Source organism: Ferroacidibacillus organovorans, from assembly GCF_001642725.1.
GTDB lineage: Bacteria > Bacillota > Bacilli > Alicyclobacillales > SLC66 > Ferroacidibacillus > Ferroacidibacillus organovorans.
Genome location: NZ_LSUQ01000007.1, coordinates 68,125 through 80,270 on the forward strand (window position 1 = coordinate 68,125; position 12,146 = coordinate 80,270).

Annotated in this window: 14 protein-coding genes and 2 tRNA genes; 13 read left to right on the forward strand and 3 right to left on the reverse strand. The window is 48.0% G+C overall.

Translation table 11 applies throughout. The features are described 5' to 3' along the window. Positions 1–40: 40 nt before the first annotated feature. The 11 genes from AYW79_RS04040 to AYW79_RS04085 all read left to right on the forward strand — a co-directional run bounded on the left by AYW79_RS04040 (position 41) and on the right by AYW79_RS04085 (position 7,317). Positions 41–1,600 carry an acyl-CoA synthetase gene (locus AYW79_RS04040; RefSeq protein WP_231877832.1) on the forward strand — a complete coding sequence of 520 codons (1,560 nt, stop codon included), beginning with the start codon at positions 41–43 and terminating at the stop codon, positions 1,598–1,600. A gap of 28 nt (positions 1,601–1,628) precedes the next feature. After that, positions 1,629–1,772 (forward strand): hypothetical protein, encoded by a 144-nt coding sequence (locus AYW79_RS15440; RefSeq protein ID WP_156481843.1) that lies wholly within the window; start codon positions 1,629–1,631, stop codon positions 1,770–1,772. A 137-nt stretch (positions 1,773–1,909) separates the two neighbouring features. After that, positions 1,910–1,986 (forward strand) — tRNA-Pro (locus AYW79_RS04045). A gap of 55 nt (positions 1,987–2,041) precedes the next feature. Beyond that, a complete protein-coding gene (gene mtrB, locus AYW79_RS04050) occupies positions 2,042–2,251 on the forward strand; it encodes a trp RNA-binding attenuation protein MtrB (protein WP_231877833.1) in 210 nt (69 codons plus the stop codon). A gap of 96 nt (positions 2,252–2,347) precedes the next feature. After that, complete coding sequence (locus tag AYW79_RS04055; RefSeq protein ID WP_067561956.1) at positions 2,348–3,244, forward strand: heptaprenyl diphosphate synthase component 1; 897 nt, start codon at positions 2,348–2,350, stop codon at positions 3,242–3,244. A 52-nt stretch (positions 3,245–3,296) separates the two neighbouring features. Continuing rightward, a complete protein-coding gene (locus AYW79_RS04060) occupies positions 3,297–4,019 on the forward strand; it encodes a demethylmenaquinone methyltransferase (protein ID WP_067561959.1) in 723 nt (240 codons plus the stop codon). A 34-nt stretch (positions 4,020–4,053) separates the two neighbouring features. Continuing rightward, positions 4,054–5,031 carry a polyprenyl synthetase family protein gene (locus AYW79_RS04065; protein ID WP_082806714.1) on the forward strand — a complete coding sequence of 326 codons (978 nt, stop codon included), beginning with the start codon at positions 4,054–4,056 and terminating at the stop codon, positions 5,029–5,031. A gap of 75 nt (positions 5,032–5,106) precedes the next feature. Next, positions 5,107–5,550, forward strand: a complete 444-nt coding sequence (gene ndk, locus AYW79_RS04070; protein WP_067561962.1) for a nucleoside-diphosphate kinase — start codon at positions 5,107–5,109, stop codon at positions 5,548–5,550. A gap of 35 nt (positions 5,551–5,585) precedes the next feature. Next, positions 5,586–6,359, forward strand: coding sequence for a CheR family methyltransferase (locus AYW79_RS04075; RefSeq protein ID WP_067561964.1), 774 nt, complete (start codon positions 5,586–5,588; stop codon positions 6,357–6,359). 75 nt (positions 6,360–6,434) lie between these two features. After that, positions 6,435–6,510, forward strand: a tRNA-Gly gene (locus AYW79_RS04080). A 159-nt stretch (positions 6,511–6,669) separates the two neighbouring features. Next, positions 6,670–7,317, forward strand: a complete 648-nt coding sequence (locus AYW79_RS04085; RefSeq protein ID WP_231877834.1) for a DNA-3-methyladenine glycosylase I — start codon at positions 6,670–6,672, stop codon at positions 7,315–7,317. Here the strand turns inward: AYW79_RS04085 and AYW79_RS04090 are convergent. Next, a complete protein-coding gene (locus AYW79_RS04090) occupies positions 7,300–8,349 on the reverse strand; it encodes an asparaginase (protein ID WP_067561967.1) in 1,050 nt (349 codons plus the stop codon). The genes AYW79_RS04085 and AYW79_RS04090 overlap by 18 nt on opposite strands. Before the next feature lie 140 nt (positions 8,350–8,489). Here AYW79_RS04090 and AYW79_RS04095 point away from each other — a divergent pair, with 140 nt between their 5' ends. Then, the gene (locus AYW79_RS04095; RefSeq protein ID WP_067561969.1) at positions 8,490–8,912 is read left to right on the forward strand and encodes a hypothetical protein; all 423 of its coding nucleotides are present in this window, start codon (positions 8,490–8,492) and stop codon (positions 8,910–8,912) included. Between the two features lie 28 nt (positions 8,913–8,940). After that, entirely contained in the window at positions 8,941–9,105 is a 165-nt protein-coding gene (locus AYW79_RS15445) for a hypothetical protein (RefSeq protein WP_156481844.1), read from the forward strand. A 308-nt stretch (positions 9,106–9,413) separates the two neighbouring features. On the opposite strand, the gene AYW79_RS04100 is transcribed toward AYW79_RS15445, so the two are convergent. Then, complete coding sequence (locus AYW79_RS04100; protein ID WP_067562054.1) at positions 9,414–10,352, reverse strand: glycosyltransferase family 2 protein; 939 nt, start codon at positions 10,350–10,352, stop codon at positions 9,414–9,416. A gap of 107 nt (positions 10,353–10,459) precedes the next feature. Next, a complete protein-coding gene (locus AYW79_RS04105; RefSeq protein WP_067561972.1) occupies positions 10,460–12,004 on the reverse strand; it encodes a GtrA family protein in 1,545 nt (514 codons plus the stop codon). Positions 12,005–12,146: the final 142 nt, after the last annotated feature.

The following is a 12,146-nucleotide window of genomic DNA, read 5'->3' on the forward strand; positions in this document are numbered from 1 at the left end:
TTTTTACACTTTTTTCGGAACAATTGGAAGGAGTATGAGCATGAATTACAATTTCGCAACACATGTTGAAAATTATCAACTCAATCACCCTGATCAATTGGCGATTGTTGCACTTCAACAAGACAGAACGGAGCATCGCTTGACCTACCATGAATTATTCGAACGGGTCAAAGGAACACAAGAACAATTCATGCTTGAAGGAATAAAACAAGGTGATCGCGTACTCGTCATGGTTGGCCGCGGCGTTGAATCGTATCAAATCTATTTGGCGCTGCTTCGCATGGGCGCTGTCATCATGCCAGGATCTGAGTTGCTGCGCGCAAAGGATATCGCGTATCGGATTCGTCACGCGCAAGCAACGGCCGTCATAACTGCTGAGCATGTCGCAAAAGAAGTCGCAGAAGCCGTAGATCACTCCAATGTAAAAAAGATCGCCGTTGATTTTATCCGCGACGGGTTTGTCACGCTGGAATCTTCGCGCTGTGCCACACGGGACATGCCTGCTGCTGATACGGATGAACAAGACATGGCATTCATCTCCTATACGTCAGGCACGACAGGGGGGCCAAAAGGGGTTGTACATGTTCACGGATGGGCAAAAGCGCATCTTGCAAACGCTGCAACCTATTGGTTTGATGCAGTGCCACAAGAGTGGGCGTGGGCCACGGCAGGACCTGGATGGGCAAAGTGGGTGTGGAGCCCGTTTGTATCGATTCTGGGAAAAGGCGGCACCGCTTTCATCTACGTCGGACGATTTGACCCACAGGTCTACCTGTCACTCATGGAAGCGTATCCAATTTCTCTTTTATGCGCGACACCGACTGAGTATCGGTTGATGGCAAAGAGTGAAGCGATGAAATCGTGGAAACCGAGTGCACTGCGCAGTGCGGTGAGTGCGGGTGAACCGCTCAATCGAGAAGTGATTGACGCATTTAGAGCGACGTGTGGCGTTTTGGTTCGCGATGGCTATGGCCAGACAGAAAACTCCCTGCTTGTCGCGACGCAAGTGGGTATGGAACTAAAACCCGGATCGATGGGCAAGCCGACGCCACAGAGCGAGGTTTCCATTCTGGACGACGACGGCCATGTGTTAAAGACGGGTGAGATTGGCCACATCGCAGTCAAAAAGACGTTGCCCACGTTGTTTCAAGGATATCTCTACGATCCTGAGCGCACAGCAAAAGCGTTTCTTGGAAATTATTATATAACGGGAGACCTTGGTCGTTTTGACGATGACGGTTATCTGTGGTTTGAGGGACGCTCAGATGACATGATCATTAGCGCTGGATACACGATCGGGCCATTTGAGGTAGAAGACGCGCTCGTCAGCCATCCAGCCGTTGCCGAGTGTGCGGCAGTCGCCAGCCCAGACGATGAGCGCGGACATATTGTCAAAGCGTTTATCATCGTTAAAGCTGGGGTTGAACCTACGGATCAATTAAAAGAAGAATTGAAAGACTATGTAAAACGCGTTACGGCACCCTATAAGTACCCCCGTGAGATTGAGTTTGTCACTGATCTTCCAAAAACGGCAAGCGGTAAAATCCGCAGAATAGAGCTGCGAACAGCAGAAAAGCAACGCAAAAACAAGGCGCTCTAAGCAGGGCGCCTTTTCAAAGGAGGATTCTATGATTCAAATTCTTCTTCGCGATAACTGGAAAATGCGCGCGATCGATGATGAAAATTGGCTTACCCCATCGTTCTCGGATCTGATTTTTACGGATTTACTGCGCGCCGAAAGCTACCATGTCCCATCCCATATCACTGGCTGAAATGGAAAAACAGATCACCTTGCGTTCGCTGTATGACACCATCGAGCGTTGAACCATAGATCGTTGAAGGAGATCCTTACCTAACGCGAACCTTTCTTGCGACAGTCTTGTGATCCTGTTATAATGACTTTGTTTGACGGGATGTAGCGCAGCCTGGTAGCGCGCTACCTTGGGGAGGTAGAGGTCCCGGGTTCGAATCCCGGCATTCCGACCATAGCCGAATGTCAGCCTGTCTCGCAGGCTGATTTTTTTTGAGCGGAGGAATCTTTGTGGAAGAATACGTCGTGATCAAAGCAAAACAAAGCGGAGTGCAAGTCATTGGCCTTACAAGAGGACACGATACAAAGTTCAATCATCTCGAAAAACTGGATAAAAATGAAGTGATGTTGGCACAGTTTACGGAGTACACTTCAGCGATCAAAGTTCGCGGACCCGCCGTGATTTATACGAAACTAGGAACGATTGACACAGAAGAGTAGGACCTGTGTAAAAGAAACGTGCGGCAGCCACACTGGGCTTATACACACTGTGGTATAATACGTCTGCATGCTGTGTAAGAGGGGTGGTCTCAACCCATGGACAACAAGATTTCGGACCACGAAAGCACAACTTTAGAGAATCGCTTTGGCCTGCACGACTTACAACGCTTTGTGGAACGTGTCATGTCGCAAGCAATTTTAAAAGCAGAATCGATCTTGCCAGCGCTTTCCAAGTGGCAACTTCTTCTTGGGGCGATTATCTTGTCTAGGACAACCCTAACGCGAGGCGCACGGGATCGCGTTCTCGCATCCATGATTCTCATGTATCACGGTTTGGCGCTCCACGAAAAAATTGTTGACACGACGACGCGGCAAGATAAGAAGGGGCAATTGACCGTGCTTGGCGGCGATTACTTGAGCAGTCTTTTTTATAAACTGCTCGCCGAAGCCAATCGCATTGATATTATTCATCGATTTTCCGATGCTGTCTCAAAGATCAATGTCGCCAAAGCGTCCCTCTACACTGCACTGAACGATGGTCAGTTGACAGATGATCAGTACATTTCTGATGTAAAAACCATGCATGGAGCATTGCTTCGCGCGCTTTGTAACGCGTTTGAACTCGATCGATCCATGGAAGAGTTCGTTGAGGCAGCGATCTCTGCAACCGTTTATAAAGCTGAACTGTTTGATGAGCGTGATATGGAGTCGCTCTCACTCGCTCACGTTTATTTAGAGCAACGCGCGACAGAAGAAGAATTAAAGAACATTGACTACATGGTTCTCGGTCAGATGAACAAAGATAAGCGAATCACACTGCTTCATGCAAAATACGATACTTTTACGAGAATTATGCAAAATTTCAGGGATTCTATGACGGCACTCCAACACGCAGCGAATGATGTAATGGGAAGAGAAGACTGGGATCAATTAGAACTCGTTTTGGATGCGCGAATCGCTTCAATCTCTGCGTCTGCGATGGAGCAGAGTTGACGATTTAAAAAACGGAGCTCGAAAATCTTAGTATGAAAGGGGTTTTCGCGTGATGGCAGACACATCAAAAGCAGAATTTGTTCACGACGTGTTTTCAACGATTGCAAAGCAATACGATGTCATGAATTCTGTTTTAAGTTTCAATCAACATAAATTTTGGCGTAAATTTGCCATGAAAAAAATGCGAATAAAACCGGGTGAACGTTGCCTGGATGTTGCGACAGGAACAGGAGACTGGGCGATTTCCATGGCAAACGCAGTTGGACCAAGCGGGGAAGTCGTAGGCATTGACTTTTGTCAGGAAATGCTCGATATTGCGATTCCCAAAACGCAACAGAGCGGTTTATCCAATGTGACAAAAATGATGTTAGGGAATGCCATGGCTCTTCCGTTTTCGTCTGATGAGTTTAACTATGCTACAATCGGGTTTGCACTGCGAAATGTCCCGGATCTTGATCAAGTGCTGCGCGAAATGTACCGCGTTGTAAAACCGGGCGGCCTCGTCGTTTCTCTTGAGCTATCGAAGCCGACAAACCGATTGTTTCGCTCTGTTTACTACACGTATTTCAATCACGTTTTGCCCCTTTTGGGACGTATCGTCGTAGGCAATGACCAACCTTATCGCTGGTTGCCAGAGAGTTTAAAACCATTTCCAGATCGATTTGCACTGGCAAAGCGATTCGCGGAGGCGGGTCTTGAGCGCGTGGAACACTACGCGTTGATGGGAGGCATCTGTGCGTTACACATCGGTTATAAACCGGAAAGATCAGCTTGAAGCAGGTCGGGTAGAGGGCAAGGCGGGTGTCTAGGTGAACCTAAGTGGGAATGTAGCTCAACTGTACCAACAACTTGAGGGCGATCTCGGGCGCGTTGAAGAGCGCTTGAAAGCGGCACTCACATGTGAACATAAAGAATTGCAGGATGCGGCAATGCATCTCTTATCTGCAGGGGGCAAACGTTTGCGTCCCGTGTTTGTCTTGCTGGCAGGCACGTTTGGAGACTACGATTTCGAACAGTTATCGAGAGTGGCAGTCGGACTGGAACTTATTCATATGGCGTCGCTGGTTCACGATGATGTGATTGATGACGCGTCGACGCGCCGGGGGACGCCAACTGTAAAATTTCTCTATGGCAATCGAATGTCGATGTATACAGGGGATTTCATTTTTGCACAGTCGCTTCAGGTTCTCACTTCCATTCAGGATCATACGTTTCATGAAATTCTCTCGAAGGCGATTCATCGCATGACCCTGGGAGAGATCGAACAGATTAAAGATCTCTATAATCTGAATCAGTCTGTTCGCCATTACTTGCATCGCATACGAAGAAAAACAGCGTTTTTAATTGAGATGTCCTGTGTTCTCGGAGCGCATGCAACAAACGCAAAAAAAGCGCATCGCAATGCGTTGAGAAGATTCGGTTATTTCGCTGGAATGGCATTTCAAATTACCGATGATCTACTCGATCTCACCTCAACGAAAGAACGGCTCGGGAAACCTGTCGGCAGTGATTTGCGACAAGGAAACATTACGCTCCCTGTGCTCTTGGCACTCTGTGAAAAGAAAATTGGCGATGAGCTACGCAACCTGATTTCGCCTGACATGAGCGAAGATGCGGTAGAGTCTGCCATACATTTAATCAAATCGTCAACAGGCCTTTTAAACGCACAAAAACTCGCCGATCTTTATCTCATAAAGGCGAGTGAGTCACTCGCCATGTTGCCAGCCACATCCGCGCGCTTGTCACTCGCAGCGCTTGCGACGTACATTGGAAAGCGCGAGCATTAATCATAAACTTGCATTGAGACGTGTGACACTGGTACGATGCACGTTGGAATCCAGTTTGAGAAAAGAGGGAATCACATGGAACGCAGTTTTATCATGGTAAAACCAGATGGAGTGCAGCGCGGGTTGGTGGGGGATATTGTAAATCGTTTTGAGAAGAAGGGGTTTACCCTCGTTGGTGCAAAACTCACGCAGGTTTCAAAAGAGCGCGCAGAGCAACACTACGCAGAACATAAAGATCGTCCATTCTTTGGCGAACTCGTTTCGTTTATTACATCCTCGCCTGTGTTTGCCATGGTTTGGGAAGGTGAGCATGTCATTTCAACCGCGCGCGCTATGATGGGTAAAACCAATCCAATCGACGCGGCTCCTGGCACCATCCGTGGGGACTACGCAGTGAGTGTCGGTATGAACATCATTCACGGTAGCGATTCGGAAGAGAGTGCGGTGCGTGAAATTGCGCTTTGGTTTGCAAACGATGAAGTGACATCGATGGATAAAACAATCGGCCGCTGGATTTAAAGGCGTTTGCCTCGAGACATGGGGGGGTGAACTGAATGGGTGATTACGATTCATTTGTCGCAAAATTCCACACGGCAACAGGCATTGATCTCACCCAGTACCGCCAGTCGCAGATGGAGCGCCGGCTTACGACGCTCAGAGATCGACGCGGTTATGCGAACTTCACTCACTATCTCGAGGCTGCCTTGCGTGACGCAGACTTGTTGGCTGAACTGATGGATCGACTCACGATCAATGTTTCTTCGTTTTATCGAAACCCAGAGCGATGGCATGCTTTTGGTGCATGGATCGCAAAAAATCGAGAACAGCAAGGCACCCTTCGCGCATGGAGTGCAGCTTGCAGTACTGGGCAGGAACCCTATACGATGGCAATGGTTTTTAGCGAATTCATGACGCTCTCGCAAATGGAGATCTTAGCCACAGATATTGATCCTCACGCGCTTCGTGTAGGAGAATATGGAGTTTACTCTAGAGACGACTTGGAGGCTATTCCTGCGTCCGTGCGAGAACGGTTCATCCACGTCTTTGATGACACCAAAGATCGTTTTAATGATGAGCTTCGCGCTCGGATTTCCTTTAGGCTTCACAACTTATTGCGCGACGACTTTCCGGAGAACTTGGACGTCGTCGTATGTAGAAATGTCCTCATTTATTTTACTGACGATGCAAAGGAAAAATTGTACCATAAATTCTCCAGATCGCTGCGTCCGCGGGGCATTCTATTTGTCGGCAGCACGGAACAAATTTTTCACTCAGAAACGTATGGCTTGTCACAGATCGCTCCATTTTTTTATACGCGGATGCCTTAGTGTTGAGACTCCCGTGCAAATTGTATCTTCATCGTTTTGCAAATTAAGCTCGTTTACGCTATAATTTCGTATCATGCGGATGTAGTTCAATTGGTAGAGCGTCAGCTTCCCAAGCTGAAAGTTGCGGGTTCGAGTCCCGTCATCCGCTCCAAAACGAAGAATCGAAACTCAAATACGTACTGAGCGTACATTTATCAACGAAGACTTCGGCGAATCGTCCGAAGCTTTTTTATCTGTAGAGACTATTTTACTTGGTTAGCCTGTACTACAGGTTGGATCGGATAAAACATATTTGTACACAAGGAGGAGGATGAAGATCGACGCGCAAAACACGATCAAAATTGGACAAAAAATGCTTGTCGACACTCACGATCAGCGAGTGCGCTGCGCATGGTGTACGAATGATCCTCTGTACCTGCGGTATCACGATGAAGAGTGGGGCGTACCCAAACATGATGATACACAGTTGTTTGAGGTTCTCGTGCTTGAGATGATGCAGGCAGGTCTCAGCTTTTTAACCGTTCTCAAAAAGCGAGAACGGTTTCGCGAGGTATTTGCCGGATTTGATCCGGAACGCGTTGCCAGCTTTTCAGACGGCAAGGTTGAACAGTTGATGAGTGACGCCGGCATTATACGCAATCGCAGGAAAATCCTGGCGACCATCGAAAACGCTAAGCGCTATCGAGAGATACAGCAGGCGATGGGGGGATTTTCAAACTATCTCTGGTCGTTTACAGATGCGCGCGTCATTGTACGACCGACAGATCAAGAGGATGAGGTCCCCTCACGCACAGAGTTATCCGATTGCGTGAGTCGAGACCTCAAGAAAAGAGGATTTGCGTTCGTAGGTAGCACCATTTGTTACGCTTATCTACAGGCCACAGGCGTTGTCATGGATCACACCACGCACTGTTTTCGCGCGCGTGAACTACGTATAACTTCATTCCCGCTGCGTTGAGCGCATGGGTTGCAAGCGAATTCTCGATTCGATCCGTCCAATAACATCATTACATGTATTTTTTAATTCCGCTTTTACATAACGCTCTAAGCTTGGCGGTAGGTTTGGCAGACAATCAATTTGCGAGAGGATGGCCATCACGGCGGATGGTATGCTTTCTTTTGTTCCGTCCGCCACTTTTATTGCGATTCCCAAGCCTTTCGAGCGATGCAGCAATGCAAAAACCCCCTTTGCCCCCTCCTTTCCAATCAACTCCCCATCAAAGGCACGAATCAGGCGCGTCGCAAATGAATCTTCTTCTGTCACCATTTCCGGGTGACGTACATAAGCGTCAAGCATACGCTTGACGGCAGAGGCGCGTTTTGTTTGAAAGTGAGAAGTGCGCGTCATGCGCGCAAACCCGCGTGCGATACCCTCAAGTGTGAGTGCAAACGTCGGTATCCCACACCCGTCAATGCCGACCTGAATCGCAGATTCTGGCGTCGCTGTAACATCTGATACTGCGTCCAATACGCGTTTTTGCACGGGATGGCGAATGTCTTCATAACCTCTTGTCAATTCGTTACAGAACACGGCAGTCGCGAGCATGCCTGTGTGAACGCCTGAACACACATTGCAGATTGCCGTCATTGGTTCACCGCTTTTGAGCATCTCATCGTGCGCGTTACTACTGTAGGGCGGTCCACATCCACAAATGAGATCTGATATCTCACATCCGATACGTGCGAGCAGCGAGCGAACACCGGCTTGATGGGAGGGAAGCCCGCTATGGGAAGAGGCGCACAGAGCGAGCTCTCGATCACTCATTTGGAAATGGTCTGCCGCACCTGTCTCTAGCAGCGGCAAGGCTTGGATGATCTTTAATGCAGAGCGACCATACACTTGCACGGATGGAACTCCATAAAAAAATAGTAACTTACCTTGCGCATTGCACACGGCGATATGCCCATCGTGAACATTTTCCACGATATCACCGCGAAATTCGACAGAGAGGAGGGAAGGTTGAAGTGGGTCATCCAGCGTAATTGTCATAACGCATAGGCTTTCCGAATCAGTATGCGAATACGCAAAGAACCGTGGGATATTACGTCTATTTTTTACTTTTTAGGCGGTCTTGGCACGCGAAGAGACGTTGGCTTGCGTAGGATAGGAGGAAGGGAGAGACAAAGGACATGCATGGAAATTTCCCCTTGTTTACCTTTCTCCAAGGAACGCATGAGAGTATTGATCTTGTCACAGCGGCACTTCTGTTAACGGGCCAACTCGCCCCATCAGGGCTATTTATCGTTCCGGCAGGGATAAATCTTTCTCTGTCTGGCCCCGTACTCGGTGGTGTCTTAAATCAGGGAATAACTCCAACTGCTCGTGCGACGTTGCGTGCAATCGAGGTGCTATCGGCCGTACTATTGGTTGGTGAGGCATTAACAACCGTGGGGCTTTACATCACAGCGCAACGAGCCTCCATTGTATTGGGTGGCCCCATTCTTGAAACACCAAAATCAAAAACAAACATTCCAGGTGTTTCTAAAAAAACGTTGGATGCGTATCAACAGTTGCTTTTGAAGGGGGTTGGTAAGACTTGGCGCTTTACTTAAAATAAAACTCAACAAGGAGGGCAAGGCGATGAATCAGAGTATTAGTTCAATCAAAGAGGAAGGTGAAGGCGTCACAGCGTCTGTAGGAACGTTTGGCTTGGTGCTCTTTCTCGCCATCTTTTTTTACTTTTTCACACGACCTGGAACGCTGCCAAAACCACAAAACGAACCTCAGCGATCAGCAACGCAATAAGCGTGAATTTAGTCATTTGAATTTTCCCTCTAGGCGAATAATGGGTTGCGAACGTTACTACGGAGTGATAGTCTTAGATATGAAGGATCGTTGTATCGCGTCATGTTTCTTACGTCTCGTACTGAGAGCGGGGGGAATCGATGAGTACGCTTGGCACGGTTCAGGATTACTGGGTGGTTGCCGTATCGGCTATATCCGTTTTATCAGTATTTCTCGCATTTTTTCGCGTTATCCATAAAGATTACGGTAGATAACCGAAAGAAGAAAGGGTTCCCCATCCTGCGAGGAACCCTTTTTGATTTTTTTCTTCATTTATGTGATTCGAAATTCTTTCTCTCTCGGATCAAATAGAGTGGACGATTACGCACTTCGTCGTAAATTCGGCCGATGTATTCTCCGAGGACTCCCAGCATAAAAAGTTGGATGCCCCCCAGAAAGAGAACGACGACCATCAAGGAGGTCCACCCCTGAATCGTAAGCGTAGTAAAGATCTTTAAATAGAGTAACACGAGAATAAACAAAAATCCGATCCCAGACGAAGCCATGCCCAGTTTGCTCGCCCACTGAAGTGGACGAAAGGAAAACGATGTAATCCCATCCAGAGAAAATTTCAGCATCTTTCGCAAGGGGTATTTCGACTCTCCGGCAAAACGTTCCGCGCGTTCGTAGGGCACCCCCGTTTGTCGAAACCCAACCCAGGAGACCAGGCCGCGAATGAATCGGTGTTTTTCTTTAATTGTGCGCAGACTCTCGACAACCGATCGATCCATTAAGCGGAAATCGCCAGTATCTACCGGTATTTCAATTTCCGTCATTTTACGCAGCATACGATAAAAGAATTTCGCCGTTGAACGTTTGAACCACGTTTCTCCCTCACGGCGCATGCGAACAGCGTAGACGACGTCATATCCCTCTCGCCACTTTTCAAGAAAATCGGCAATCAATTCAGGAGGATCTTGCAGATCTGCATCGATCAATATGACTACATCGCCGACGGCGTGGTCAATTCCCGCTGTAACCGCAATTTGATGACCAAAATTGCGAGAAAAGTCGAGCACCTTTACACAAGAAATCTCCTCCGCGAGACGTTCCAATACGCGGTAGGTACCATCGCGCGATCCGTCATTGACAAATAGAAGTTCGTAGGGCAAATGGAGTTTATCCATCACTCGGATAAGTCTAGTGCATGTCTCTTCGATGACCAGTTCTTCATTGTAGGCAGGAATAACCACAGATACATAGGGAATTGCAGTTTTTCGTTCGAATCGACGCTTTATGTCATCAAAGCGCTCTTCAATCGCCACCTTGGCTACCTCCTCGACCGCATTTCAACTCATTTGACGCGTCACACGAATCAGGCGATCCATGACCCTGAGTAGTAAAGTCCACTCAAACGTAATAAAAAAATTGCGGAGACCAAGAGCAGTGGAATGGCCACTGCAATCCTCGGAAAGCGTTCCGCGAGAAGAATGAAGCCCGGAAAGAGCATCAAAAGATAGCGCGGAAGACTGACGAGATAGTCAGGAATATTTACCGATGGTTCTGTGCTTGCGATCCACGTCAGGATGACTAAATACAAAATCCAATCCCCTTGCGCGCGGTGTACGCGGTAAGACCAAATGGAAAGTGCGATAAAAACAATGGACAATAGCGCAGAAATCAGCTCGAGCAATAGATAATAGGATGCAAGAATTGGGTGCAATCCGGTAATGTATTGTCGGAGTGTATGAGCGTAGGTGTCCCAAAGGGGCATATATTGTCGGTGCCAGTGTTTTTCCGCCGTTAAAAATGCGAGATAGTGTCCATAGTGCTGATGAAGCCAAACCGCATACGAAAGTAAAAAGACAATGGGGAGCGTCAGGGACATGACCCTGTAGTCGAGCTTCTTCCACCACGCCCGCGTATAAAAACGAAAATCCATTCCCCGCCAAGATAGATACTGCCAAAACACCAGGAGCAGCAGGAGCGCGCCTGTGTTTCTCGTGAGCGTTGCAAGTGCGGTTAAGAAGCTTGCCAGAAAAAAGTTTCGACGATACGCATTTTCGACAGCCGCGAGACTAAGAGCCATAAAAAGCGCCTCACTGTATGGAGCATCAAAATAGTAAGAGGTCGGGAAAAAGGCAAAAAACAGCATTGCGAGGATGGCCACGCGCGTCGAAAAGAGTCGATGCGCAATTCTGCCGAGATAGTACATCGCGACAACAAACGAAACGCTTGAAACAATCACCCCACTTACCGTGTCAGGAAGTGTCGTCGCATCGTGAAATACGCGAATAATCACTGGATAAAATGGGAAGAAAGCAAGCTGTGTAACATGGACATACCCGTGACGCGCAATGGAGAGAAACCATCCCGCATCCCAGTGGATAAGTCCTTGAATGAGAAGCCATTTTAGCGTCTTGACATGATGGGTTGCCGAGAATAAATATCCGCCAAGCGTCACCCAGATGCGTTGAATGAGCGCAATTCCTACGGCACACCCAAAAAAACCGGCATAGATGCGATTCTCCCGGTCATCATGTCGCGCTGTAAAGACAAACTGACGATTGGCCAGATAACCGATCAGCGTCATCGGAATCACATTGACAATTTGCGCGAGATAGGCAGAACGGGTCAGGACGTGCATAATTTCATGAAGCGACCATTCGCTCATGAGAAGTAGGACAACATTCACCGTTAGAAAGCGCAGAACGAGTGCCGCGCTATATGCATTTTGGTTGAATGTAAAGCGCGCATTAAGGAAGTAGCTTGTCCCCATCCCGGCGAAGTAACTGACCGCAAGCGCGATGGTTGGTGTGATGTGAAGCGCGATCAAAAGAAAATAGAGAAGAAGTGATACGGCTGTGTTCACGATTCCAATCGCTGCGTACGTAAAAAAGGTTCTAACGGTTTGAAGCACGAGTTTCACCTCCTCACATCACGCGAAAGCGTGAGATTATATTTACTTATGCTTGGATATTTCTGATCTGCCGTGATGCAGATTCCAGTCTTCGGTATCGTACCGCAAACCCGCGTAATTCTCTAGTATTGCCAGACAAGAT